The sequence below is a fragment of the Bifidobacterium porcinum genome, assembly GCF_055378475.1.
On record NZ_AP029603.1, the window covers coordinates 1,067,341 to 1,092,620 of the forward strand.

General features: G+C 60.0%; 21 protein-coding genes and 1 tRNA gene. 16 read left to right on the forward strand and 6 right to left on the reverse strand.

Translation table 11 applies throughout. The annotated features are described in order from the left end of the window. The first annotated feature begins 10 nt into the window (after window positions 1–10). Window positions 11–625: a metal-sulfur cluster assembly factor gene (locus ACZ41G_RS04120; RefSeq protein WP_464144623.1), complete on the forward strand. Its 615-nt coding sequence runs from the start codon at window positions 11–13 to the stop codon at window positions 623–625. 114 nt (window positions 626–739) lie between these two features. Here the strand turns inward: ACZ41G_RS04120 and ACZ41G_RS04125 are convergent, their stop codons facing one another. Continuing rightward, window positions 740–1,609, reverse strand: coding sequence for a TrmH family RNA methyltransferase (locus tag ACZ41G_RS04125; RefSeq protein ID WP_464144625.1), 870 nt, complete (start codon window positions 1,607–1,609; stop codon window positions 740–742). 131 nt (window positions 1,610–1,740) lie between these two features. Further along, the gene (locus tag ACZ41G_RS04130; protein WP_033505521.1) at window positions 1,741–2,538 is read right to left on the reverse strand and encodes a 16S rRNA (uracil(1498)-N(3))-methyltransferase; all 798 of its coding nucleotides are present in this window, start codon (window positions 2,536–2,538) and stop codon (window positions 1,741–1,743) included. 191 nt (window positions 2,539–2,729) lie between these two features. Here ACZ41G_RS04130 and ACZ41G_RS04135 point away from each other — a divergent pair. The 6 genes from ACZ41G_RS04135 to era all read left to right on the forward strand — a co-directional run bounded on the left by ACZ41G_RS04135 (window position 2,730) and on the right by era (window position 7,646). Beyond that, window positions 2,730–2,818 (forward strand) — tRNA-Leu (locus tag ACZ41G_RS04135). A 129-nt stretch (window positions 2,819–2,947) separates the two neighbouring features. Next, a complete protein-coding gene (locus tag ACZ41G_RS04140; RefSeq protein WP_033505523.1) occupies window positions 2,948–3,286 on the forward strand; it encodes a histidine triad nucleotide-binding protein in 339 nt (112 codons plus the stop codon). 10 nt (window positions 3,287–3,296) lie between these two features. Next, window positions 3,297–4,538 carry a PhoH family protein gene (locus ACZ41G_RS04145; protein WP_464144628.1) on the forward strand — a complete coding sequence of 414 codons (1,242 nt, stop codon included), beginning with the start codon at window positions 3,297–3,299 and terminating at the stop codon, window positions 4,536–4,538. After that, a complete protein-coding gene (gene ybeY / locus ACZ41G_RS04150) occupies window positions 4,535–5,101 on the forward strand; it encodes an rRNA maturation RNase YbeY (RefSeq protein ID WP_033505528.1) in 567 nt (188 codons plus the stop codon). Before ACZ41G_RS04145 ends, ybeY begins: the two co-directional genes overlap by 4 nt. 74 nt (window positions 5,102–5,175) lie before the next feature. Further along, complete coding sequence (locus ACZ41G_RS04155; protein WP_464144630.1) at window positions 5,176–6,651, forward strand: hemolysin family protein; 1,476 nt, start codon at window positions 5,176–5,178, stop codon at window positions 6,649–6,651. Further along, window positions 6,648–7,646, forward strand: a complete 999-nt coding sequence (gene era / locus ACZ41G_RS04160; RefSeq protein WP_033505532.1) for a GTPase Era — start codon at window positions 6,648–6,650, stop codon at window positions 7,644–7,646. Before ACZ41G_RS04155 ends, era begins: the two co-directional genes overlap by 4 nt. 172 nt (window positions 7,647–7,818) lie before the next feature. On the opposite strand, the gene ACZ41G_RS04165 is transcribed toward era, so the two are convergent. Beyond that, a complete protein-coding gene (locus tag ACZ41G_RS04165) occupies window positions 7,819–9,828 on the reverse strand; it encodes an AMP-dependent synthetase/ligase (protein WP_464146217.1) in 2,010 nt (669 codons plus the stop codon). A 231-nt stretch (window positions 9,829–10,059) separates the two neighbouring features. Between ACZ41G_RS04165 and ACZ41G_RS04170 the strand changes: the two genes are divergently transcribed. The 3 genes from ACZ41G_RS04170 to ACZ41G_RS04180 are packed head-to-tail and all read left to right on the forward strand — an operon-like array spanning window position 10,060 to window position 12,956. After that, window positions 10,060–11,217, forward strand: coding sequence for an NAD(P) transhydrogenase subunit alpha (locus tag ACZ41G_RS04170; protein ID WP_441481960.1), 1,158 nt, complete (start codon window positions 10,060–10,062; stop codon window positions 11,215–11,217). A 3-nt stretch (window positions 11,218–11,220) separates the two neighbouring features. Further along, entirely contained in the window at window positions 11,221–11,550 is a 330-nt protein-coding gene (locus ACZ41G_RS04175) for an NAD(P) transhydrogenase subunit alpha part 2 (protein WP_033505539.1), read from the forward strand. Further along, on the forward strand, window positions 11,547–12,956 hold the full coding sequence (locus ACZ41G_RS04180; protein ID WP_441481961.1) for an NAD(P)(+) transhydrogenase (Re/Si-specific) subunit beta: 1,410 nt from the start codon (window positions 11,547–11,549) through the stop codon (window positions 12,954–12,956). The genes ACZ41G_RS04175 and ACZ41G_RS04180 overlap by 4 nt, the downstream gene beginning before the upstream one ends. Window positions 12,957–13,383: 427 nt before the next feature. On the opposite strand, the gene ACZ41G_RS04185 is transcribed toward ACZ41G_RS04180, so the two are convergent. Beyond that, complete coding sequence (locus ACZ41G_RS04185) at window positions 13,384–14,400, reverse strand: alpha/beta hydrolase (RefSeq protein ID WP_464144634.1); 1,017 nt, start codon at window positions 14,398–14,400, stop codon at window positions 13,384–13,386. 321 nt (window positions 14,401–14,721) lie between these two features. Here ACZ41G_RS04185 and ACZ41G_RS04190 point away from each other — a divergent pair, with 321 nt between their 5' ends. The 3 genes from ACZ41G_RS04190 to ACZ41G_RS04200 all read left to right on the forward strand — a co-directional run bounded on the left by ACZ41G_RS04190 (window position 14,722) and on the right by ACZ41G_RS04200 (window position 17,623). Continuing rightward, a complete protein-coding gene (locus tag ACZ41G_RS04190) occupies window positions 14,722–15,366 on the forward strand; it encodes a 50S ribosomal protein L25/general stress protein Ctc (protein ID WP_033505547.1) in 645 nt (214 codons plus the stop codon). Between the two features lie 223 nt (window positions 15,367–15,589). Further along, complete coding sequence (locus tag ACZ41G_RS04195; RefSeq protein WP_033505550.1) at window positions 15,590–16,717, forward strand: branched-chain amino acid aminotransferase; 1,128 nt, start codon at window positions 15,590–15,592, stop codon at window positions 16,715–16,717. A gap of 168 nt (window positions 16,718–16,885) precedes the next feature. Continuing rightward, window positions 16,886–17,623 carry a trimeric intracellular cation channel family protein gene (locus ACZ41G_RS04200; RefSeq protein ID WP_464144635.1) on the forward strand — a complete coding sequence of 246 codons (738 nt, stop codon included), beginning with the start codon at window positions 16,886–16,888 and terminating at the stop codon, window positions 17,621–17,623. Between the two features lie 218 nt (window positions 17,624–17,841). Here the strand turns inward: ACZ41G_RS04200 and rpsT are convergent, their stop codons facing one another. Next, entirely contained in the window at window positions 17,842–18,102 is a 261-nt protein-coding gene (gene rpsT / locus ACZ41G_RS04205; RefSeq protein ID WP_015450517.1) for a 30S ribosomal protein S20, read from the reverse strand. A 230-nt stretch (window positions 18,103–18,332) separates the two neighbouring features. On the opposite strand from rpsT, the gene lepA reads away from it, so the two are divergent. After that, window positions 18,333–20,213: a translation elongation factor 4 gene (lepA, locus tag ACZ41G_RS04210; protein WP_404439522.1), complete on the forward strand. Its 1,881-nt coding sequence runs from the start codon at window positions 18,333–18,335 to the stop codon at window positions 20,211–20,213. A 100-nt stretch (window positions 20,214–20,313) separates the two neighbouring features. Further along, the gene (gene hemW / locus ACZ41G_RS04215; RefSeq protein WP_464144637.1) at window positions 20,314–21,657 is read left to right on the forward strand and encodes a radical SAM family heme chaperone HemW; all 1,344 of its coding nucleotides are present in this window, start codon (window positions 20,314–20,316) and stop codon (window positions 21,655–21,657) included. 83 nt (window positions 21,658–21,740) lie between these two features. On the opposite strand, the gene ACZ41G_RS04220 is transcribed toward hemW, so the two are convergent. Next, complete coding sequence (locus tag ACZ41G_RS04220) at window positions 21,741–22,376, reverse strand: hypothetical protein (RefSeq protein WP_464144639.1); 636 nt, start codon at window positions 22,374–22,376, stop codon at window positions 21,741–21,743. Between the two features lie 150 nt (window positions 22,377–22,526). Between ACZ41G_RS04220 and ACZ41G_RS04225 the strand changes: the two genes are divergently transcribed. Continuing rightward, window positions 22,527–25,199 (forward strand): excinuclease ABC subunit UvrA, encoded by a 2,673-nt coding sequence (locus ACZ41G_RS04225; RefSeq protein ID WP_464144641.1) that lies wholly within the window; start codon window positions 22,527–22,529, stop codon window positions 25,197–25,199. Window positions 25,200–25,280 lie beyond the last annotated feature (81 nt).

Here is a 25,280-nt window from a genome sequence, read left to right on the forward strand (position 1 = left end):
AAGGAGCAAGATGACAGATCAGGGCAATCTGGTCCCCGAACCACAATCCACGATTTTCGATACCGTTTCCCAAGCTTTGGGCAATGACAACGCCGCGCGCAAGGTCATGGCCAATCCGCAGCTGCTAGGCGCGTTGGATGCCCAGACCGACAGCACGTCCGATACCAAGCCGGGGAATGACACAGCATCCGAAGGCGACCGTTGCGCGTGTGGCAAGCACAGCAAGCAGGAATGCAAGCACAGGGACGAGACGGACAACGAGGATGATGTCCCGCTGGTCGCTGTGGACGATATTGGCCGTGCAACCGCCGCGGACGTGAAAGAAGCACTGCACCAAGTCATTGATCCCGAACTCGGCATTGATGTCATCGACCTCGGCTTGGTGTACGGCATCGAAATCGATAATCTTGGACGCGCAATCATCACGATGACCCTTACCACGCCGGCGTGCCCGCTGACGGAACTCATCGAAGACGAATGCGCGAGCACGCTCGCCGGGCTCGTCGAGGAATTCCGCATCGACTGGACATGGCAGCCGCGCTGGACCGTGGACAAAATCACCCCTGAGGGGCGTGAACAGCTTGCGGCCATCGGGTTCAATCTCGATGCCATGCCGCAATATTGATCGTCATAAGGCGCACGCCGTATACGAACCCGGTGCTGATATGCTTCCTTGCCGCCTTTCATCAGGCAGCGGGAAGCATTACTGTTTGCAGCGCTGTATTCTGTATCGCGTACGTCAGTGCTTGACCCGTGTCGCATAGAACGCGACCGCGCTGGAAGCTGCCACATTGAGGCTGTCCACGCCGTGGCTCATCGGGATTTTCACGGTGAGATCCGCATGGGAGATTGTGCGATGGGACAACCCGTCGCCTTCTGTGCCGAAAATCAAGGCGAGCTTGTCGATATGGTCGGGGGACGCTGGATCATTGTCGAGCCGACGGACAAGCTCATCAAGACTGATGGAATCGTCATCCAAAGCCATTGCCGCCGTAGCGAACCCCAGCTCACGGAGCTGGGCGAGACCTTGGACCGGCCAGAAATGCGTGTCATCGCCGCCGATGCGCGTCCACGGCACCTGAAACACCGTGCCCATGGACACACGGGCCGCCCTGCGGTAGAGCGGATCGCCGCACGAGGGCGTCACGAGCACCGCATCCACGTCAAGCGCAGCGGCTGAACGCATCAGAGCCCCGACATTGGTGTGATCGACGATGTTTTCCATGACGGCGATGCGGCGAGCGCCACGGCAGACCTCTTCGACGCTCGGCAGTGGCCAACGTTTCATCGCCGACAGCGCACCGCGGTGCAGACGGTATCCGGTCAGCCGTTTGAGTTGTTCGGGGCTGGCTACATATACGGGGATATCCGGCCCCCAATTCTGGTCGATGTATTCGAACTCGTCGCTCATGCCAGCGATCCATGGCTCTTCCACCAGCAGGGAGATTGGTTCACGGCCTGCGGCGAGCGCACGGTCGATGACTTTGGGGGATTCGGCGATGAACAACCCCTTTGCGGGTTCAAGGCGGTTGCGGAGCTGGAGTTCGGTGAGATTGGTGTAGGCGGCGATGCGCTCGTCGTCGATGTTGTCCACATGAATCAGCCGCATGAAAACAGGATCTCCCTTGTCTCGATAGTGATGGCGTGCCGGTTCGCCTGTGTATCGCGGTGTGTTCCGAAGGCGTGGCGCGTCGTTTCCTTTATTGCATCATAGTATGCGGGCGCCTTGGCCGTGCGATGTCAGGCGTATCGTCCCATGGCCCGTGACAGCAGCGACAACGCGACCGGCCCTGCGGTGGACGCGCGCAGGATATTATGCCCGAGCAACGTGCACATGGCTCCAGCATCGGCGAATTGACGCGCTTCCTGCTCACTGATTCCGCCTTCTGGCCCGACGACGACATTGACCGTGCGGGTACGACCGTCTTCAATGCAGCGTTGTTCCATATGCGCGACCGCCTGTTCGATCTGCTCCCAGTTGGCGGTCGCATCCTGGTGCAGGACGATGACGATATCGCCGAATACCATCGCCCGGCGGCAGACGGCCACGAGCTGCTTGCTGGAGATGCAATCGTCAAGCTGCGGCCGCCATGCCCGGCGTGACTGTTCTGTTGCGGCATCGATGGTTTGTGACCATTTGCGATCGCTCCGTCCGCGTTTCCATTTGGCGATGGAGCGGTCCGCCTGCCAAGGGATAACCGTATCGACCCCGATCTGGGTGGCCATGTCGATTGCCTGCTCGTCATGTCCGGTTTTTGCGAGCGCCTGGATGAGCGCGAGTCGGGTGACAGGCGGCTCCTCTTTGCTGAACGCGCTGACTTGCGCTTGTCCCTGTTCGGCGTCGACCAGTGTGGTGTGGATGCGCAGTCCATGGCCGTCAGACAGCTGGAGTGTGTCACCGTCGTGCAGGCGCATGGCTTGGATGGCGTGGCGTCTGATGGACTTGGGTAGCGTGATGTTCCATCCTTCACGCAGCGAGTCGGTGTTCACCGGCGCGTCGTCGGATTCGGGGTGCAGCAGAAACAGCGGATCAGTCATGGTTGCAAGGCTATCACTGGGTCAGGTTCCGCAGCTTGTGCGCGGTGTGGCCATGTTTGTCATTCTGTTGGAATGTGCAGGCGACACAGGGCAGATTGTCGCTACTCAGGAAAACGACACGCCCAAGAGGGGTCTGATTTGCGTCAGGCTTGCGTCGTGCTATAGTTTCTTTCTGTTGCTTAAAGGCACATGTCCGGGTGGCGGAATGGTAGACGCGCTAGCTTGAGGTGCTAGTGCCTATTTTTAAACGGGCGTGCGGGTTCAAGTCCCGCTCCGGACACAAGCAAGGCTTCCGAAAGGAAGCCTTTTTTGTTATCGGCGTGAATGTCATCGCTTATCCGAACGGTTCAATAGTATGGGAGCTGACGGTGTACAGCATGTACAACGACCCATTCGGTAAGGAGTGTGTATGAGCCAGTCCGATGATTGCCTGTTCTGCAAGATCATTGCGGGGGAAATTCCGAGCACCAAGGTGTACGAGGACGACACGGTGTACGCGTTCAAGGACATCGCGCCGAAAGCCAAGGTGCATGTTCTGATCGTGCCACGCAAGCATTACGCGAATGCCGCTGAACTTGCCAAGGCTGACCCCAAGACACTCGCCCATATTGTCGAAGTCGCCCAGCATATTGCCGATGATGCTTTCCACGGCGCCTATCGCTTGGTGTTCAATACCGGTAAAGACGCTGGCCAATCGGTCTTCCACGTCCATGCCCATGTCCTGACCGGCCAGAAGTTCGAGGAGTAGGTTTCGGCAAGTGGCTACCACTACCCGCGTTGTTACGGTTCCCCCCGAGCTTGATCCTGTCGCCGTGTTCGGCCCGATTGACGAAGTCATTCGCGTAGTTGAGCAGGCGTTTCCGGAGCTGACCATTCTCGTGCGCGGCAATCGGGTCGCAATCGTATCCAGATCGAAGCAGACCGAAGCCCAGGCCGCACAAGCCGAAGAGGTCATGCACACCTTGATCGACGAGGCGTATACCGCGCCTATGGATGCTGACACGGTACGCCGTCTGCTTGACCGCCGCGTGCTACGCAATGGAGCACGATCGCAGCGTATGGATGATGTCCGTAAATTCGGAGCCGCTGCCGCGGTGCCTCGGAATGCCATGGTCGAGTCGGGTAGCCGAATCGACCAGGACCGCCGCCGTGCCCATGTGCCGGGTGTCATCACTTTCGCCGCCGGTGTTCCGGTCCGTCCCAAAACCCCGGGGCAGATCGCCTATGTCAATACGATTGAATCCAATACGATCACCTTCGCCATCGGCCCTGCCGGCACTGGAAAGACCTATCTCGCCGTGGCGAAGGCCGTCAGGGCCTTCCAGGACGGTGAAGTCCGTCGAATCATCCTCACGCGTCCTGCGGTCGAGGCGGGGGAGAATCTCGGCTTCCTGCCCGGCACGTTGAGCGAGAAGGTCGATCCATACCTGCGGCCGTTGTATGATGCGCTCTCCGATATGCTCGGCGCAGAACAGTTGCACCGGCTTATGGATGACGGCACGATCGAGGTGGCCCCGCTTGCATATATGCGCGGCCGTACGCTCAACGACGCTTTCGTCATCCTCGACGAGGCACAGAACACGACCGAACAGCAGATGAAGATGTTCCTGACCCGTCTGGGGTTCAACACCAAGATGATCATCACGGGCGATATTACGCAGGTCGATTTGACCGTGCCGCGTTCCGGCCTCGCAACAATCGAAGACATTCTGCATGGCATCAACGGTATCGCTTTCGCACACTTGGCTTCCGAAGACGTGGTACGTCACGCGCTCGTCGGAAAAATCGTCCAGGCGTATGATCGGCATGCCGCCATCGCCGGGGACCATGGCAGACGCAGGCATCGCAAGAACGATACGCCGCGTGGCCCGGCCGGACGTACGGAAGAGCACAACAGCGAAGCCGACAGACAGAACGCCCAAGACGGCGATGAGAACCTCGGCGCAGCTGACAGCAAAACCCACAACCTTTCCGATCATGAGGAGCATAACAACGTATGAGCGTTGATGTAACCAATGAAACTGTGTGGAACATCGACCCGGAGGTCTTCTCCCAGCTCGGTGTGTGGGTGATGAGCCAGATGCGCGTGAGCATCCAATCGGATCTGACGATCCTGTTCGTCGATCCCGACCCCATCGCACAGTTGCATGAACGCTGGATGAATCTGCAAGGTCCGACCGATGTGATGAGCTTCCCGATGGATGAATTACGTCCGGGCGACGGATCAACCGAAATGGAGGGAGTGCTCGGCGACATCGTCATATGCCCGTGGGTGGCGAGGCAACAGGCCCTTGCCGCAGGCCATAGCACCATGCAGGAAATGATGCTGCTGACCATCCACGGCATCCTCCACCTTCTTGGATACGACCATGTGACCCCTGAACAGGAACGTCAGATGTTCGGTTTGCAGCGCCAGTTGCTGCTCACCTATATGGCGGTTCGTCAAGTGGACGTCCCGCCGGCGACCCTGCCTTCCGGGGCGCGTGACATGCTTGCGGAATATGATGCCGGACATGCTCGGTCTGGGGCTGCAGGCCGAACGGATGATGCGCATCATCAGTGACTGTGTAGCTGATATGTATTACAGTAAGACTGTTGGCGTGACGCCGATGGCCAGTTTGGTTCAGGGGGAATGAAATGCCTGATATGACTACGATTGTCTTGATTGCGTTGCTGGCCGTGGTAGCGGCGCTTCTGGTATGGCTGTCTTTGTCGATGGCGGCGGCGGAAGGCGCGGTGTCACGCGTCACTCGAGCCAGTCTGAACAATCGGATTTTGGAAGTCCAGACCGACCAGGAACTCACGCAGTTCTCACGCATGAAGAAAATCGATAAGATTCACAAGGTGCAGGGGCTTATCGCCGACCGGTTCGCCACATCGGGATCATGTGCTTTCTTCCGTATCGTGTGCAACGTGTTCGACGGCGTACTGGTGGCGAGCATCGTGTCTTTGTGCGGTGGTGTGCTGTGGGTGCAGCTGGTCAGCGGCATCGTGGCGGGCGTGTTTATCGGTGTGGTCTCCATCCTTGTCCGTCCTCGTTCCGCGGGTGCCGTCAAACCGGTCGATATCATGCTCAGGCACGTGCGTGTCGTGGGATTGGCTGTGGCGTTGACCCCGTTCGCCAAGGTTGGCGGCGACAAAGTCAACAAACGGCATCACTATGAGCAATCCGAACTGTCCGACGACGAGGAACTGGAGAAGTTGCAGCTCGAACAGGGGCGCGCAACCATTGATCGGCTGGTCGAAGCCAATGATTTCGACCCGGAAGTCTCCGAGATGTTGCGCAATGTACTGACCTTGTCTGAGACGCTGACCCGCGAAATCATGGTGCCGCGCACCGATATGATCTGCATCGAACGCGGCCAAAATCTTCAGGATTTCCTGCAATTGTGCTCCAGATCCGGGTTCTCCCGGGTCCCGGTCATCGGCGACGACGTTGACGATCTGGTCGGTATGGCCTACCTCAAGGATGCCGTACGCGCCACGGCCTTTAATCCTGATGCGATGACCCGCGATGTGGAAAGCATCATCCGAAATCCTATGCTTGTTCCGGAATCCAAGCCGGTCGATGACCTGTTCCACGAAATGCAACGTACCCGGCAGCATGTCGCAATCGTGGTGGACGAATACGGCGGCATCGCCGGCATGGTCACCATCGAGGACACCATCGAGCAGATCGTCGGCGAACTTGAGGATGAGCACGACCGCACCCAGCACAGCGAACCTGAGCAAATCGGCGAACATACCTGGCGTATGCCCGCGAGGACGCCAATCGCCGATCTGGAGGATATTTTCGAGGTCGATATCGACGAGGACGATGTCGATACGGTCTACGGGTTGCTCACCAAACTGCTTGGTCGTGTCCCGATTGTCGGCGCTTCGGCGGTCACCCGTGGACTGCGCCTGACCGCAGTGGATTCGGCAGGAAGACGCAAAAAGGTCTCGACAATCGTCGTCGAACCGGCACACGTCGAGCCCGGCGAGGACACTGGTGGACAACAGCAAATCGGCGGTCAGCACGTCAATGACCGACATGACACGGAGCAGGACGGCCATCCATCCCAAGACGGACAGGACAACACCGCCAACCGCCACGAACAAGGAGCAGCATGAGCGAAAGCGATACCAGTACCGGACACGAACCGGCCCAACACGAGCCCGTCAAGGGTCACGACGTCTACCGGTCGGGATTCGTCGCGGTCGTAGGACGGCCGAATGTCGGCAAATCCACGTTGATGAACGCTTTGGTCGGCACACAGATTGCCATTGCCTCATCAAGGCCGGAAACGACCCGAAAAGCAATACGCGGCATCGTCACAACCGATAACGCCCAGCTGGTGTTGGTCGATACGCCTGGTATCCACCGCCCGCGGACTTTGCTCGGTCAGCGGCTCAATGATGTCGTTGAGGAATCCCTCGCCGATGTCGACGAAATCGCGTTCCTGCTTCCCGCCGACCAGGAAATCGGTCCCGGCGACAAACGTATCCTCAGCCGGTTGCGCTCTCAATTCGCCAAAAAACGCGATGACGGCAGCTTCGCATGGAAGATTCCGCTGATTGCAATTGTCACGAAAATCGATGAGCTCAATCGTCAGGAGCTGATCGAGAAACTCATCCAGGTCAATGAATTCGCCGATTTTACGGATATCGTCCCCGTCAGCGCCCTTGAGCACGACAATGTGTCTGAAGTGCGGGACGTCTTGATCGAGAACATGCCCGAAGGCCCGCAAATGTACCCGGCGGAACAGCTGACCGAGGAAAAGCCCGAATCAACTATCGCCGAACTTGTGCGTTGGGCTTTCCTTGAGGAGCTTGACGACGAACTGCCCCATTCGCTCGCGGTCGTCGTGGACAGCATCGAGTACCCCGACCCCGATGACCCCGAGAGCGACGGCAAAGCCCATGTTCTGGTTTCGATTTATGTCGAACGCGACTCGCAGAAGCCGATAATCATCGGTCACAAGGCCGAGCATCTGGTCAAGGTGCGCAAGAAACTGCGTACGCCAGTCAATCGTATCGTCGGTCAGAAAGCGAAACTCGACCTGCATGTCAAGGTCGCCAAGGACTGGCAGTCCGACCCGAAGAAGCTCGAACGACTTGGATTCTGATCCGGGACTCCAGTCGAGTCCCGGATCCGTCTGCACGCTTGCGTGGCAAGAGGTCTTAAAGATCCTGCCGTGAGCACGAAGTCAAGCGCTGAACGCGTACAACAACGATGATGGCCCGGCCCCAATAGCGGGGACCGGGCCATCATCATAACCGTCGCGAGGCTGCTCTTACTTACTGCTGCTTGCGCTTGGTGTACATCTGCGTGTTGAGCAGGGTCGCATACCGCTTGATGACCTTCGGGCGAATCACCTTCATCGAAGCGGTGAGCAGGCCGTTCCCCTGGGTGAATTCCTCGGGCAGGATAATGAACTTGCGTACGGATTCAGCGCGGGAGACGCCTTCGTTGGCCAGATCGACATATTTCTGGACTTCGGCGCGGACCACGGCGTTTCCGGCCGCCTCCTGCATCGACATGTCGGCGTTGAGCCCCTTGGATTTGAGCCAAGGACGCAGGGAATCCTCGTCAAGCGTGATAAGCGCCGAAATGAACGGACGCTTGTCGCCGAGCACCAGGGCCTGCGAAACAAATTCGCACCGCTGGATGGTTTCCTCGATCGGGCCGGGGGAGACGTTCTTGCCACCGGCGGTGATAATCAGATCCTTCTTGCGGCCGATGATGTACAGGAATCCATTATCGTCGAGATGACCCAAATCGCCGGTCGCATACCAACCATCCTGGGTGAAGGACGTTTCCGTCGCTTCCTCGTTCTTGTGATAGGCGTGGAACACCGACGCGCCCTTGACCTGAATCTCATTGTCGTCAGCGAGACGAATTGAGAAGCCTGGGAACGGGATACCAACGGAACCTTCATGGAACGGAACACCCAACGGATTGAATGCGCAGGGGGCGGTGGTTTCGGTCAGACCGTAGCCTTCATACACCGGGATACCAGCGCCGCGGAAGAAGGCGAGCAAATCCGGATCCAGCGGGGCGCCGCCGGTGACAATCCACTTGGCGCGGCCGCCGAGCACCTCTCGCAAGGACTTGTACACCAGCGGGTCGTAGGCAGCACGCTCCACACGCGTGAGCGTCGAAGCCTTGCCTTGATCGCTGATCTCCTTCATGAACTTCTGCGCGGTGACCACCGAAGCGGCGAACATGACACCCTTAGCGCCATGACCAGCCTTCTGCGAAGCGGCGTTGTAAATCTTCTCGAGGACACGCGGCACCACGATCATCACCGACGGACGGGAAACCTGCAAATCGCTGATCATGGTCTTGATGCCTTCGGCGATGTAGATATGCAGCTGGCTCGCCACGCAGATGTAGTTGATTGCACGGGCGAAAGAATGCGCCTGCGGAAGGAACAACAGAATCGTGTTCTTTTCGTCGTGCAACAGGTCAGGCATGTAGTCCGGCAGGTTGAGCGCGGTCGCACAATAATCCTCATGCGTCATCTCCACGCCCTTCGGCGCGGCGGTCGAACCGGACGTATACACGATTGAGCACAGATCGGTTTTCTTCACCGAATCGATGCGGGCGTCAAGCTCCTCATCGCTGACCGCGTCCGCATACGCCTGCAGCTCGTACAGGCCGCCGGTTTCGAAGCAGAAGATCTGCTCGAGCGTGGGGCATTCCTCCATCGCGCCGTCAGCCTTGTCACGCATGTCAGTGGTCTGTACGACCAAGAAGCGTGCATCGGAATTATCCACGATATTGCGGATCTGCTCCGCAGAATCAGTGTCATAGATGGTGGCCAACACGCCGCCGCACGCCATCACCGCCGCGTCGAACACATCCCACTCATAAGAGGTGCGGCACATGAACGCGACGCCGTCGCCCTTCTTCAGCCCATAATGCATGAGGCCCTTGGCCGTCACGCGCACCTCATGAAGGAATTCGTTGGCGGTTTTCGTCGTCCATTCGCCGTTGACCTTGAATGTGTACAGCGGCTTGTCGCCCATGCGCTTGGCGCGGTCGGCATAGATATCGTAGATGCTCCAACCGTCGTCCAGTGGAGGATTGCCGGCGGTGGAGGCTGTCAGACAACCCGTCTTCTGGTCGATGAACGTGGTTGTGGGATACCCCGGCCCCCATTCGGCGCTGTTTGGCAGATTGACCGGCATATCCGCGACTTCGATATCCTGCGGATCGATGTAGTCAGGATCGCCCGGCTGGTCGTCACTGACCGGATGGGTGAAATCCCCGCCAAGGCGCAGCGCCTTACGGGTGACTCTCATCGTTTGGTCCTTGATGGAATTGAGTAGGGACACGTCTCGCTCCTTGGCATTCACTTCAGCTATCAACCTTGTCATGATAGTCGAAAAAATCCCCCCCGTCACCTTACGGTTGCGTAGCTGAAGCGGCCGCAGGGCCGGCAGACGGAAGGACCGGCATCAACACCGGAGAAATAGGGTAGACTGTGCCCGTACCCCACGTACGCAATAGTAATGAAGCTAGAAAGGGCTGCTATGGCTGAACAACCAGAAGCCGGCGTGCAGTTCGGTGTCTTCAACGAGACGACCGAGCATGAACGGCGTGTGGCACTGACGCCTGACACTGTCGCAAGGCTGCGCAAAAAAGGCGTCGGATGTCTGATCGAACAGGGAGCGGGACTTGCCGCGCAATATACGGATGCCGATTACGAACGTGCCGGCGCTCGCGTGTGCGACCGGCAAACGGTGCTTGCCACGTGTGACGCCTTCGGATTCGTATCCCGGCCGGATGCCACGCTGGTTACCGCGATGCGTCCGGGGCAATGGGTTATCGGCATGCTCGGATCCTTCACCGATGACGCGTATATCGCGTCTCTTGCGCAGGCCGGACTGACCGCCGTCGCCATAGAACGCCTGCCCAGGCAGCTGAGCGCGGCGCAATCCATGGACGAGATGACCTCGCAGAATTCCGTCATGGGCTACAAGGCGGCACTCGTCGCAGCAAACGCCTACCAGTCCTTCCTTCCCATGATGACCACCGCAGCGGGCACCATCCGTCCTGCGAAGGTGCTGGTGTTGGGCGCTGGCATCGCCGGGCTCCAAGCAATCGGCACCGCCCGTCGACTCGGCGCGGTCGTCACTGCGTATGATGTCCGTCCGGCGTCCAAAGGCGAAGTCGAGTCCCTGGGCGCAAAATTCCTCGATCTCGGTCTTGATTTCTCAGCCGGCCAAGGGCAGGGCGGCTACGCACGTCAGCTCACCAAGGAGGAGCAGGCGGCGCAGCAGGCTGCGGTTGATGAGAAGGCAGCCCAGTTCGACATCGTGATCACCACCGCGAAAGTTCCCGGCCGCAAGCCGCCGATGCTGCTCACGGCGGCCGGCGTCAAGGCGTTGCATCGCGGAGCGGTTATCGTCGATTGCGCTGCGAGCGACCTTGGCGGCAATGTCGAAGGCTCTGTGGTCGGCACGCAAGTCACCGAAGGCGGTGTCACCATCATCGGAGCACCATATCTGGCATCTGATGTCGCGAACACAGCTTCGAACCTGCTGTCGCGCAATGTGGCTGACGTGCTGTCCCACTTCGTGCGCGACGGGCGTCTGAGAACGGTCGCCGGGGACGAGCTGGACGACGCCCTTGTGGTCGCCGGGCTCGAAGCGTCCGAAACCGAAGAATCAGGAAAGAAAGGGGAGTGACCCATGGATCCGCTTGTTGTATCCATCACGTTGTTCGTCCTGGCGTTGCTCATCGGCGTCGAAGTCATCGGCAAAGTGCCGGCGACGCTGCACACGCCGCTGATGTCAGGCGCGAATTCGATTCATGGCATCGTAATTGTAGGCGTGGTCATCGTCGCTGCGCAGGCGAATTCGCCGCTTGCATACGTGTTCGTGTTCCTCGCCGCGGTACTGGGCACGATGAACGTCGTCGGCGGATATGTGGTCACCGATCGCATGCTCGAGATGTTCAAGAGCTCCAAACCCACGAAATCCGCGGATGATTCCGACGCTGACGAGGAGGCCGGCAAGTGAACGCCATCGATACCGTAGCCTGGTTCGTATATCTGCTCTCGGCCGTGATGTTCGTCATCGGCCTGCACTTCATGAATTCACCGAAAACCGCCCGTCGCGGCAACCAGATCTCCGCCGTCGGCATGGTGATCGCCGTAATCATGGCTTTCGTACACTTGTTCGCCACTGGATACCGTTCTAGTATCGCGATCATCCTGTTGCTGCTGGGTATTGCGATCGGCGCGGTCGCCGGTGTCGTCAGCGCGAAAAAGGTGAAAATGACCGACATGCCGCAGCTGGTGTCGATTTTCAATACCGTCGGTGGCGGAGCAGCCGCACTGGTCGCGCTCAACGACATTCTCACCCCCGCCAAGGTGCCAGGGCTGGTGGTGTTGATCACCGCCGGGCTCGGCGTGGTTATCGGCTCGGTCACCTTCACCGGTTCATTGATCGCGGCAGGCAAGTTGCAAGGCGTGAAGTTCCTGCGCAAGCTGACGTTGCCCGGCAAAGGCTTCCTCAACGTGCTGTTCATCGTGCTGACCATCGCGTCCTTCGTGATGCTATGCGTGCAGCCTGGGCAACGCTTGCTGTGGGCGGTGCTCACCACAGTGTTCGCACTGGTGTACGGTCTGGTCTTCGTCATCCCGATCGGTGGCGCCGACATGCCGGTGGTCATCTCCGTGCTCAACGCGTGCACGGGTACCGCTGTAGCGATGAGTGGCTTGGCCATTGACAACGTCGCGCTCATCGTCGCCGGCGCCCTCGTGGGTGCCGCCGGCGTGACCCTGTCGATTCTCATGGCCCAAGCGATGAACAGGCCGCTGCATAGCGTGCTCGCCGGCGGATTCGGAGGCGCTTCGAACGCATCCGCCAACGACAACGGCCCCGAAGGCACCATGAAAGAGACCACGGCAGACGATGTCGCCGTCCAGCTCGTGTATGCGCAGAAGGTCATCTTCGTCCCCGGCTTCGGCCTCGCCCAGGCGCAGGCCCAACGCGAGCTCGCCGACCTCGGGGAGCTGCTCAAGGAGCATGGCGTGGAAGTGTCCTACGCGATTCACCCGGTCGCCGGCCGTATGCCGGGACATATGAACGTGCTGCTCGCCGAGGCGAACGTCCCGTATGACGAACTGGTGGACCTTGATGACATCAATCCGCAGTTCCCATCCGCCAATGTGGCTCTGGTCGTCGGCGCGAACGACGTGACCAATCCTGCGGCCCGCCGCCCTGGGACACCGGTTTCGGGCATGCCGATCCTCGACGTTGACCAGGCACAGCATGTGGTGGTCATGAAGCGCGGACGAGGACGCGGGTACGCTGGCATAGAGAACGAGCTGTATTTCGAAGACAACACGCAGATGCTGTTCGGCGATGCGAAAGCCGGACTGCAAGCCGTGATCGCGGCCGTCAAGGAGCTGTTGGCCTGATGTGTGTCCGCGCCTTGGAACACTGACAGGGAAAACTCCGGTGGACGGGGTTGCGCGTGTACCGCGACTCGGAAAACGGGCTTGGCTACGCCTGCTCATAGCGGTGTATCCAAGCCCGTTTGCTTTCCGCATCGGACGAGTGTCCAAAATCGCAACCATGATGTGGACATTCTGAATAGTGGTTTCTCGCCGGTTGGTAGCATCTCAATTACAACATCAAGGTTATCGTCCGTTGCGGGAAAGCCCTCCAGTTCTTGGGCTTCCGGGTAGGTTTCATGTCCAGCTCGACAGCGTGACGGCGCACCAGAACACTGCTGGCCAAAAGCCGGTTCGTGTGTGTGATTTGGCGGTGTCGGCAAGTCCGTTCAAACGGCGGGCATGACGCGCCGCCTTTTCTTTTCGTCGCAAAGTTCGACGCCGCAAAGGGTCAGGCTATCCGCAACCCTTCTTCGACGATGGACTGCACCATACGCCAGTAGGTGTCCGGGTCTTTCACCGACGACAACGTGTGTCCGGCGCCCGTTACGCTGAGCGTGAGACAATGCCGCCCGTGATAGGCGCTGACGATCCTGTCCATGAATTCATGCGGCACCAATTGGTCGGCTGTCCCGTGCACGCACAGCATCGGCACGTGGATACGCGACGTTGCACGCACGCAGTCGCCGTCAGTCAGCCCAAATCCCGCATGAATACGGCAGATGACGCTCATGGCGCCAAACATGGGTAGTCCGACAATCCGCGGCAACCTGAGCATCGACTTGGTCACATACCGCATCTCGTCGTTGATGCCTGAGTACCCACTGTCCTCGATCACCGCCTTCACCTGTGCAGGAAGATCAGGCTCGCCCGCGGCGAGCATCACCGCCGCGGCACCCATCGAGTTGCCATGCAGAATGATCTGCGCATCCGGATCGCCTCTGACCACAAGATTGATCCAACGCATCACATCACGCCGGTCAAGATACCCCATGCCGACATATCTTCCTTGGCTGCGCTCATGTGCCCGCAAAGCGGGTAGCAGTACTGTGCATCCCATACGCGCGTACCGCAAGGCGTATCTCGCCATTTCCTGCGGTTCCCCACAAAAACCATGGCAGCATATCGCGTACAGATGCGGCTTCGGATCAAGCCTGTCGGGATCCAACACCCATGCGTGCAGACGCAATCCGTCTTCGCTGTAAGTAGTCAGGGACTGACGGGTCGCCTGGAACCACTGAACCGCGTTACGCTGTTCATCATTGTCCTGCTGCTTGAGCTGCTCGCCAATCTCTTCAATCGCGCGCTTGTTGCTTTTGATGAACAAAGGCGAACGCACATCGCAAGCGGTGCGGAACGCCGCATCGCCAAGCGCGAACATCCCAGCGCCTATGGCCGCCGACGTGGCAGCGGCACCGATGCCGATATGCTTGATTGCTGACCTGTGAGTCTTCTCAGTCGCGGACATGTCCACTCCGTTCCTTGCCGATGTACTGTCTTCTATTCTAATGATGGTGACGGTCTGGAATCGATATATGCGAACCGCGGGTCAATCATCCATGGCGCGTCGCATCGTGGCCGAACACGTCCATACCCATGTGTATATAAGAAGAGTTGCTTTGGCGGACTTGTTCGCCACGCTTTGGCGAGGGAGGCGCACGTCTCCGTTATCGACTCGGCTGATGGCACGGCATCTTTCGGTGTCCGGGAATCGGCGCGTCGGCGCGCCGAAACAACACCGGACTTGGAACAATCCTTGCTCCGGAAGATCACTATGAAGGAGAGCCATATGGCAACCAACACCATCACCCTCGAAGGCGAAGTCCGCGACCAGTTCGGCAAGGGCGTCGCCCGCCGTCTGCGTGTGGCCAACAAGATCCCGGCCACCATCTATGCCGGTGGCAACCAGCCGGTGTTCGTCACCCTCCCGATGAAGGAGACCACCCTGGCGCTGCGTCACACTAACGCGCTGTTCACCATCAACTATGGCGGCGAATCCAAGATCGCAGTCGTCAAGGACGTGCAGCGCAACCCTGTCAAGCGCATCGTCGAGCATGTCGATTTCTACGAGGTCAAGGCCGGCGAGAAGATCGACGTCGAGGTCCCAGTCTTCGTCGAAGGCACCCCGAAGGGCGCTGCCGTCGCATTCGTCGACATCCAGGAGCTCAAGGTTCGCGCCGATGTGTCCAACCTGCCTGAGCGTATCGTCATTGACGTTGACGGCATGACCGACGGCACCAAGGTGTTCGCCAAGGACGTCAAGCTGCCGGAAGGCGCCGAGCTCGACATCGACGATCCGGAAGAGTCCGTGGTCACCGTCGAGGTGCCTGAGGATGCCACCGAGTCCACTGCCGAGACTGCTGACACCACTGCGGCCGCTCCTGCCGCTGACGCCGCAGCCCCTGCTGACGACGCCGCAGCAGACAACAAGTGATTGAACCCGTCGGGGCTTTCGGTTCATATGCCAGGCCCGCGACGGTACCGTCCAAGGACCCCGCCTTCATGGCGGGGTTCCGCATTTTCCGGCTCTTTCATAATGTGAACCTCTTCACACATTCGTCCCAGACCTGTGCGAGAGTAATCTCAGAGCCGGTGCCACAAGTACCAGCGCAACATACGCAATACCGTGATAACGGTTGATTCAAGAAGAAGTTATTATGACTGAACAATCACATCATGATCCCGCGCAACTCAACAAGCTCGCCGACGAATTCACCGTCCTGCCGAACGATCACCCGGCTTCGGACGCCAAGCGTCAGGAGCTGATCGACAAGCCGGCTTTCGGTCAGATTTTCTCTGACAACATGGCTCATATGACGTGGACCGACGGCGAAGGCTGGTCCGATCGCCGTATCGAACCGTACGGCCCGCTCAAGATGGATCCGGGCGCTTCCGTGCTGCACTATGCCCAGGAATGCTTCGAAGGCCTCAAGGCGTATCATCACGCCGACGGCTCGATCTGGCTGTTCCGCCCGGATGCGAACGCCGAGCGTTTCCAGAACTCCGCCAAGCGTCTGTATCTGCCTGAGCTGCCGATTGACGATTTCCTCGGCTCCGTAGCCGCGCTGGTCCGTCGTGATGCCAAATGGGTGCCTACCCGCCGTGAGTACACTCTGTACATGCGTCCGTTCATGTTCGCCTCCGAGCCGTTCCTTGGCGTGCGTGCTCCGAAGGAAGTCGATTATTGCGTGATTGCCTCCCCGTCCGGCCCGTACTTCCCGGGCGGCGTGAAGCCGGTCAGCATCTGGATCGAAGACAAGTGGTTCCGCGTCGGCCCCGGCGGCACCGGTTTCGCCAAGTGCGGCGGCAACTATGCCGCCTCGTTGCTCGGCGAATATACGGGTATTAAGAACGGTTGCGAGCAGGTGTGCTTCGTGGATGCCGCGACCAAGACCTACCTTGAGGAGCTCGGTGGCATGAACATGTTCATCGTGCACAAGGACGGCCATCTCGAGACCCCGTCGCTCACCGGCAACATTCTGCCGGGTGTGACCCGTCGTTCGATCATCCAGCTCGCGCAAGATGACGGCCACGATGTGGTTGAGGGCATGATCAAGTTCGATCAGCTGGTCGAGGACATCAAGTCCGGCGAAGTCACCGAGGTGTTCGCATGCGGTACCGCGGCGATCATCACGCCGATCGGGCGCTTCAAGTCCAACGACATCGACGTGACCGTCGCCGACGGCGGTTCCGGCGAACTGACCATGAAGCTGCGCAACCAGCTGCTGGGCATTCAGCTTGGCGAGATTGAAGATCCGCACAACTGGATGTGGAAGGTCTGCTGAGACCAAACACATTGGCCGAAACCCATACCGCTTCGGCAGTCTAGCAACAGGGCGATTCCCCTCGGGGGAGTCGCCCTGTTGCGGTATATAGAAAGAAACCCGTGCTTGTTAGCACCCGCGAATCACCCAGTGTCCCACCGCTGCGACAACACCGTGCAACCAGGAGGCATGACCATGACCGTCACCGTCACGCTTGAAAGCAACGGCTTCTTCCTCGGTATCGAATATGTCGCCGTGTTCTGTTGCGGGCTGCTGGGCGGGCTGGCCGCAGTTCGCAAACATTACGACCTATTCGCCATCGTGCTGACGACATGGTTGACAGCGTTGGGCGGGGGATTGGTACGCGATGTGGTGCTGGGAGCGCTTCCCCCGGTCGGCATCTCGGATAAGGGCATGGTACTCACCACGCTTGCCGCAGGGCTGATTGTCGCCGTCATCCACCCAGAGGTGGACCGGCTCAAATGGCTGATGCTGGTCCTTGACGCGTTGGCTTTGGGGCTCTTCGCCGTCAATGGTACGCAAAAGGCGCTGATGTACGGTACAAGCGGGATGGCAGCGGTATTCCTTGGCATGTTCACTGCTTTGGCCGGCGGACTGATTCGTGACACGCTGCTCAATGAAGTGCCGATGGTCGTCCGCGACCGCCACTGGTATGCCTTCCCCTCGTTGGTGGGATGCCTGTTGACGGTGTTGTCATATCGTCTAGAAATGCATGCGATTATCACCTACGGCGGTGAGATTGCGTTCGATGTGGCCATTGTCGTGTTGGTCGTGCTCATGCGTGTCTTGTCCGTGAAGTTCGATATCAAGCTTCCAGGTGCCGTACCCAGGGAACACCCGGTCTCCATACCCGAAGCGATGCGTCACCCGTATCACCATCATGGCGATGACGCGCAGCAGCAATAACAGACTCAACACAGCGAATATCAGCCGCGCAACAAAAAAGTAGTTTCTATGCGGAGACATCGCCGTTGCATAGTTCCAGTCGCATGATGATACCCTGATGGCTGCTGATGAGAAAGAAAACATGAGGGGTGCCCCGCGATCGATGCGGGACACCCCTCAGTTCGGAATCCGTGTTTCGGAAACCTCATCAGCGCTCACAAGATGCAAGCGCTTAAAGGTCACAGTGCGTTGATAGCGCGAGCGAGACCGGACTTGCGGTTCGCGGCCTGGTTCTTGTGAATCACGCCTGCGCCGGCAGCCTTGTCGAGCTTCTGAGCTGCGAGCTTGTACGCTTCTTCAGCCTGAGCCTTGTCGCCAGCGGCGATGGCTTCACGGGTGCGACGAACGACGGTCTTCAGGCCGGACTTCACCGACACGTTGCGCTTGTGCGCCTTCTCATTAGTCAGGACGCGCTTCTTCTGCGACTTGATGTTTGCCAATGTAACTCCAAACGACGGTTGCTATAAGGACATACAGGCGTTTATGATACCACGGGACCGGGATAACGCGCCGACAATGACGCGCGATAGCGCAACGCGGCGGAATCTTTTGCCGTGTGGAGCCGGTAGACTAGAACAATTGGAATGTCCCCGACATGCGGAGACGGGCGGCAACCGCCCACGACCGACAACCAACCGGCGCACAACGTACGGGAAAAGGAGAACGCTCAGTGATTGAACCGAAGAACAAACCCGGCTATACCGATCAGTCGCTGATCCGCAACTTCTGCATCATCGCGCATATCGACCACGGCAAATCCACCGTTGCCGACCGAATCCTCCAACTGTCCGGCATCGTCCCGCAACGTGAAATGCACGACCGTTTCCTCGACCGCATGGATATCGAGCAGGAACGCGGCATCACCATCAAGTCACAGGCCGTCCGCGTGCCGTGGACCGTCGACGGCACGGAATACACCCTCGGCATGATCGACACGCCCGGCCATGTGGATTTCACCTATGAGGTTTCGCGCGCTCTGGCGGCTTGTGAGGGCGCGGTACTGCTGGTGGATGCCACGCAGGGCATCGAAGCGCAGACCTTGTCCAACCTTTATATGGCGATTGACCATGACTTGACCATCATCCCCGTGCTCAACAAGATTGACTTGCCCAGCGCGGAACCCGATAAACACGCCGAGGAAATCGCCGGCCTCATCGGGTGCAAGCCCCAGGATGTGCTCAGGGTGTCCGGCAAGACCGGCGAGGGCGTCGCCGATCTGCTCGACACCATCGTCATGGATGTGCCCGCACCACATGGCGACCCCAAGGCGCCAGCCCGAGCACTCATCTTCGATTCCGTCTACGACTCCTACCGCGGCATCGTCACGTACATCCGTATGGTGGACGGCGAGCTGAAATCACGCGAGAAGCTTCACATGATGGGCATCGGCATGACCCACGATCCCATCGAGATCGGCGTGATCAGCCCCGATATGACTCCCACGAAAGCGCTGGGCGCCGGGGAAGTCGGCTATGTGATCACCGGAGCGAAGGATGTCAGCCAGTCGAAAGTCGGCGACACCATCACATCCGCTATCAAACCGGCGAGCGAGCCGTTGCCCGGATACCGCGACCCCAAACCCATGGTGTATGCCGGTCTGTTCCCGATCGACAACGCGCAATTCCCGGAGTTGAGAGACGCGCTCGACAAACTCAAGCTCAACGACGCTGCGCTGATTTACGAACCCGAGACCTCGGTCGCCTTGGGATTCGGCTTCCGTTGCGGTTTCCTCGGCCTGCTGCATATGGAAATCGTCTGCGAGCGCCTCGAACGTGAATTCGGGCTTGATCTCATCTCAACCGCCCCGAGCGTGCCGTATGAGGTCACCGCTGAAGACGGCACCGTGCATCACGTCACGAATCCGAGCGAATTCCCCGAAGGCAAAATCAAGAAAATCGTCGAGCCCATGGTCGCCGCGGATATCATCACGCCGAAGGAATTCATCGGTTCGGTGATGGATTTGTGCCAGGAGCATCGCGGGGAGATGGGCGATATGGAATATCTGAGCCCTGAGCGTGTTGAGATGCATTACCGTATTCCACTGGCCGAAATCGTGTTCGATTTCTTCGACCAGCTCAAGAGCCGCACCAAGGGCTATGCTTCGCTCGATTACCATGAGGACGGCGAACAGGCGGCTGATTTGGTCAAGGTCGATATCCTGATTCAGGGCGAGAAGGTCGATGCGTTCAGCGCCATCGTGCACCGGGACAAGGCGTATTCCTACGGCGTCATGATGACCAAGAAACTGCGCGAGCTTATTCCCCGCCAGCAGTTCGAAATCCCGATTCAGGCGGCAATCGGTTCGAGGATCATCGCGCGCGAGAATATCAGGGCTTTGCGCAAGGACGTGCTGGCAAAGTGCTATGGCGGCGACATCACGCGTAAGCGTAAGCTGCTGGAGAAGCAGAAAGCCGGCAAGAAGCGCATGAAGATGCTCGGCCACGTGGAAGTGCCGCAAGAGGCGTTCATCGCGGCGCTTTCCACCGGTGAGGCTGGCAATGACCGCGATACGAAAGACAAGATCCGCGCTGCGCAGAAGGCGGATAACTGAGTAGACGGCAGGCCCGCAGACACGGCGGGCCTGGGGGAGCGCCGTCTGATTCGCCTATGAGACGAATCGATCGACGGCATGATGTGGATTGTGGTATGGTATGACGTTCGAGGTGTACATCCACGTGCCTTTTTGTATGAGGCGCTGCGGGTACTGCGATTTCAACACCTATACAGCTCGTGATTTGGGCGAGGGGGCGTCTCGCGGCAATTACGCGCGGATGGCGGTTCGCGAGATGGAGCTGGTGCGTGCGCGGCAGGCAGCGCATGACATCCGTGAGCAGAAGGCGGCTACGGTGTTTTTCGGCGGCGGCACGCCCACGATTCTTCCCGCCGCTGACTTGGTCGCCATGCTCGACGCGGTACGTCGCATCTGGGGGATTGAGCCTGACGCGGAAATCACGACCGAGGCGAATCCGGACACTGTCGACGCCGACTATATCAAACGGCTTGCCGACGGCGGGTTCACGAGGATTTCGTTCGGCATGCAGTCCGCCGTGCCCCATGTGCTCGCCACCCTTGACCGACGGCATACCCCAGCGAATGTGGAGGCGGGCTTGCGGGCGGCCGATGCGTGCGGGCTGCGTTCCAGTGTGGATCTGATTTATGGGGCTCCGGGGGAGAGCTTGGAGGATTGGCGCACATCCGTGCGCACGGCGATAGATTTTGGCGTGAATCATGTTTCCGCATATGCGCTGACCATCGCCCCACACACCAAGATGGGCAGGATGATCGCCGCCGGCGCTCTTCCCCAACCCAGTGATGATGATGAGGCGGCGAAATACGAAATCGCCGATGAGGCTTTCGCCGACGCCGGGTTGCACTGGTATGAGATCAGCAATTGGGCGCGGCCTGGCTACGAGTCGCGCCACAACTTGGGGTATTGGCGTAACGTCGATTGGGCTGGTATAGGGCCCGGCGCACATTCGCATTACCGGTTGGGCGGGGAAGCTGCCGGGGTGGCGAGCAGCAGCCTGGAAAGCGGGGTTGGCGACAATCCCAAGCCAAAGGATCTTGGTGCAGATGATGCGGTTGCGCGTCATGATGATGCCGGGTTCCGCAAGACCGCGGCGGCCGCCCCCGGCACCTCAAGCATATCGGTGGCAGCCGGTGCCGTCGGCTTGCGCGCTTGGGACATTGCCCATCCACGCGCTTGGGCGCATGCGATCAACGCCGGCACCGTGCCATGGGGTGGCTGCGAAGGCATCACGGCCCAGGAAGACCGCGAGGAGACGCTCATGCTGGGGTTGCGCTTGCGAGAAGGCTTCGACACGTCGCGTTTCGCGGGCATCATTCCCGATGAAGCGTGGGTCTCTTTGCAATCCGAAGGGCTGATCACATTGGCGCCCGGTCCGCGTGCCGGTCAAGGGTGCATCGCCGTGCCCACGCTACGCGGCCGGTTGTTGAACGACCTCATCATCGAACATCTGTTCGATTACCTGTGACGCGCCGATAGAAGGCGCAACTGCCGTATACCGCCCGGTGACACGGAAATCGAGACGCCATTCAGGCTTCGCCGATGGCATGCTCAGAGAGCCCGTCCAGGGCATACCTCGCTGAACACGCAGCCTTCGCACACCGGCTGCTTGCGGCAATGGTTCTTGCCATGTTCGAGCAGCAGCCAGTGGTACCACCCGTAGACCCGGTAATCGGCGGGCAGGCCGGATTCGAAGAAGCGGCGGATTTGCCGGTCATCGCTGAACCTGTACCCCATGCGGTCAAGGAAGCGGCGCGTGTAGGCGTCGATGACGAACGACGGCTTGTGCAGCGCGAACACGAGCATCGCGTCCGCGGTTTCCGCACCGATACCCTTCAAACCCAGCAGTTCGCGCCGTAGCCGATGCTGGTCTGCTGTTCGCGCCTGTTCGATGTCGAAGCCATACCCGCGATACCATTCGGTGACGCCACGGATCGTCGCCGCCTTCGCCTTCATGAAACCGCACGGGCGAATCGTCTCCTGCAGCTGCTCGACAGGCATCGTCAGCACGGTGGAGGGCTCCGGTTTATCCCATGCGGTAAGCGCCTTCTCCACCTGCGTCCACGCCGTGTTCTGCACGAGGACGGCGCTGACCATGATTTCGTATGGCGTGCCCGGCCACCATCGCGGCTTGCCGTAGCCTTCGACCAGTCTGTCGTAGACCTGCTGCGCTGTCAACCGTTCCATGATCAATCCCGTCTCATCGCGTTATCACGAGCGCCGCCCGCAGTGATGCATTCGGCTCGCGCTGTGTTCACGGTGTTCAGCATATCGCTGAGCGTATCACTGAATCATTCCGGACGGTCACGGTGCCATGCAAGGATGGAACCGGCAATCATGGAGGTAACTGTGAACAAACACCGGATGCCGTCATCGTCGGATAACCACAAGTCGTTCCCCGCACATCCCACGAGCGCCCAAACGTGGGCCCACACCCCATCCCGAAAGCCCGCCGTCATCGAAGTGCGCGGGGCGCGCGTCCACAACCTGCGCAACATCAACGTGGACGTGCCGCTCGGCACAATCGTGGGCATCGCCGGCGTCTCCGGATCAGGCAAATCATCGCTCGCGCTCGGCGTGCTGTACGCGGAAGGTTCACGCCGCTACCTCGAATCCCTTTCCACCTACACGCGCCGGCGCATGACGCAGGCCGAACGGGCGGACGTGGACGACGTGCGCTACGTGCCCGCCGCGCTCGCATTGCACCAGCGCCCCGGCGTGCCCGGCATCCGCAGCACCTTCGGCACGATGAGCGAACTGCTCAACAGCCTGCGCCTCATGTTTTCGCGCCTGGCAAGCCACCGGTGCCCCAACGGGCATTACGTCGAGCCCACCCTCGCCGTCGCCGCCATGCAGCCGATTGTCTGCCCCGAATGCGGGGCACAGGTCGAGGCGCCCGGGGCCGAGGACCTCGCCTTCAACAGTCGCGGCGCCTGCCCGACCTGCCAAGGCACCGGCATCGCGCACATCGTCGATGAATCCACCCTCGTGCCCGACCAGTCGAAGACCATCGACGAAGGCGCCGTCGTCGTATGGGGCAGCCTCATCTGGTCGCTCATGACGGACGTGTGCCGCGAGATGGGCGTGCGCACCGACGTGCCGTTCCGCGACCTGACCGACCGCGAGAAAGAGATCGTCTACCACGGGCCGATGGTCAAGAAGCACATCCATTACGTCAGCAAAAACGCGCAGCAGGACGGGGAGCTCGACTTCACCTACTACAGCGCCGTCAACACCGTCAAGAACGCGCTGTCCAAAGTCAAGGACGAGCGTGGCATGAAACGCGTCGCCAAGTATTTAAAGGACGGCACGTGCCCCGATTGCAAGGGCACGCGTCTGAGCGAGGCGGCCCGGGCGCCGAGGTTGCGGGGCATCGGGTTGGCGGACGCCACGGCGATGACGCTGAGCGATGCCATCGAGTGGGTCAAGGGCGTGCCGGATTCGCTGCCCGCCAAGATGCGCCCGATGGCAAAGAACATCGACGATTCGTTCCTCGACACGGCACGCCGCTTGATGGACCTGGGTCTGGGCTACCTGTCGCTCGACCGCGCAGGCTCCACATTGTCGACCGGCGAACGCCAGCGCGTGCAACTCGCCCGTGCTGTGCGCAACCGCACGACCGGGGTGCTGTACGTGCTGGACGAGCCGTCCATCGGCTTGCATCCCTACAATCTGCAGGGATTGGTGGGTGTGATGGACGATCTGGTTGCCGACGGCAATTCCGTAGTGCTGGTGGACCATGACACGCAGGTGCTGGGGCATGCCGATTGGATCGTCGAGATGGGGCCGGGCGCCGGTGCGGACGGCGGCAGGGTGATCGCGCAGGGCACGGTGCAAGACTTGGCGGGAGATGCCCGGTCGGTGATTGGCCCGTTCCTCGCGCGGCAAGTCGGATTCAGAGACGGGGAGCGTGCAGCGGCTGGCGGTGCAGACGTGGCGGCGGAACGCGTGCGCCCAGTGGTGCCCGAGGACATGGTGTTCGATCTGGGCACGATAGCCATGCATACCCGCGCCATTCACACCGTGCATCCGTTGGACGTGCGCATACCCAAGGGCAGGCTCACCGTCGTGACCGGCGTGTCCGGGTCCGGCAAGACGACGATGGTGCTCGAAAGTCTGGTACCGGCACTCCAAGCGATCGCGGATGCAGCGGATCCGGCCGATGTGATGTTGCCTGCGCATGTGCAGAGCATCTCGGCGCCGGGAATCCGGCATGCCAAGCTCATCGACGCCACGCCGATCGGCATCAACGTGCGTTCCACCGTCGCCACCTACGCGGGCATCCACGACGAGCTGCGCAAGGCGTTCGCACGCACAGATGATGCGAAACGGCTGGGATTCAAGGCAGGGGACTTCTCATACAACACCGGGAAGCTGCGGTGCCCCACATGTGACGGCACTGGCCAGATTTCGCTCGATGTGCAGTTCCTGCCCGATGTGCAGGTGGATTGCCCCGATTGCCATGGGTCGCGCTACGGCAAGCAGGCCGATGCGATACGACGCCCGTTCGGCGGCGCAGCCAAGGACGGCGCGGTTGAATACAGCCTGCCGCAACTCATGCGCATGAGCGTGGATGAAGCACTCGAAGCGTTCGATTCCGGCCGGGGGCTCAAGCTGTTGCGCCAGCGCCTGCAGACGCTGCATGACCTGGGGTTGGGCTATCTCACGATCGGCGAGCAGACGCCCGGACTCTCCGGCGGCGAGGCGCAGCGTCTCAAGCTCGCCAGCGAGATGGGGCGCGCCCAGGACGATTCGCTGTTCGTGTTCGACGAGCCGACGATCGGTCTGCATCCCAAGGATGTGCTCACGCTGCTGGACGTGTTTCAGACGCTCATTGACCACGGTGCCACCGTCATCGTCATCGAACACGACCTCGATGTGATGCGCAACGCCGACTGGATCATCGACATGGGTCCGCTCGGAGGTGTGCAAGGCGGGCGTATCGTCGCCCAAGGCACACCGGACGATATCCGCCGCAATCCCGACAGCCTCACCGGCAGGTTCCTCTGAGGCGGGGCACGGCTGGCAAGGCAAAACTGGCGGCTGGTGGCGGGTGATGCCGGCGAGGCGGGTGAAGACGGCGGGCCGGCC

Coding starts and splice junctions, on each gene's coding strand:
- ACZ41G_RS04120 (WP_464144623.1), top strand. CDS start 11: ATGACAGATCAGGGCAATCTGGTCCCCGAACCACAATCCACGATTTTC.
- ACZ41G_RS04125 (WP_464144625.1), bottom strand. CDS start 1,609: ATGCGGCTGATTCATGTGGACAACATCGACGACGAGCGCATCGCCGCC.
- ACZ41G_RS04130 (WP_033505521.1), bottom strand. CDS start 2,538: ATGACTGATCCGCTGTTTCTGCTGCACCCCGAATCCGACGACGCGCCG.
- ACZ41G_RS04140 (WP_033505523.1), top strand. CDS start 2,948: ATGAGCCAGTCCGATGATTGCCTGTTCTGCAAGATCATTGCGGGGGAA.
- ybeY (WP_033505528.1), top strand. CDS start 4,535: ATGAGCGTTGATGTAACCAATGAAACTGTGTGGAACATCGACCCGGAG.
- ACZ41G_RS04155 (WP_464144630.1), top strand. CDS start 5,176: ATGCCTGATATGACTACGATTGTCTTGATTGCGTTGCTGGCCGTGGTA.
- era (WP_033505532.1), top strand. CDS start 6,648: ATGAGCGAAAGCGATACCAGTACCGGACACGAACCGGCCCAACACGAG.
- ACZ41G_RS04165 (WP_464146217.1), bottom strand. CDS start 9,828: ATGAGAGTCACCCGTAAGGCGCTGCGCCTTGGCGGGGATTTCACCCAT.
- ACZ41G_RS04170 (WP_441481960.1), top strand. CDS start 10,060: ATGGCTGAACAACCAGAAGCCGGCGTGCAGTTCGGTGTCTTCAACGAG.
- ACZ41G_RS04175 (WP_033505539.1), top strand. CDS start 11,221: ATGGATCCGCTTGTTGTATCCATCACGTTGTTCGTCCTGGCGTTGCTC.
- ACZ41G_RS04185 (WP_464144634.1), bottom strand. CDS start 14,400: ATGTCCGCGACTGAGAAGACTCACAGGTCAGCAATCAAGCATATCGGC.
- ACZ41G_RS04190 (WP_033505547.1), top strand. CDS start 14,722: ATGGCAACCAACACCATCACCCTCGAAGGCGAAGTCCGCGACCAGTTC.
- ACZ41G_RS04195 (WP_033505550.1), top strand. CDS start 15,590: ATGACTGAACAATCACATCATGATCCCGCGCAACTCAACAAGCTCGCC.
- ACZ41G_RS04200 (WP_464144635.1), top strand. CDS start 16,886: ATGACCATGACCGTCACCGTCACGCTTGAAAGCAACGGCTTCTTCCTC.
- hemW (WP_464144637.1), top strand. CDS start 20,314: ATGACGTTCGAGGTGTACATCCACGTGCCTTTTTGTATGAGGCGCTGC.
- ACZ41G_RS04220 (WP_464144639.1), bottom strand. CDS start 22,376: ATGGAACGGTTGACAGCGCAGCAGGTCTACGACAGACTGGTCGAAGGC.
- ACZ41G_RS04225 (WP_464144641.1), top strand. CDS start 22,527: ATGGAGGTAACTGTGAACAAACACCGGATGCCGTCATCGTCGGATAAC.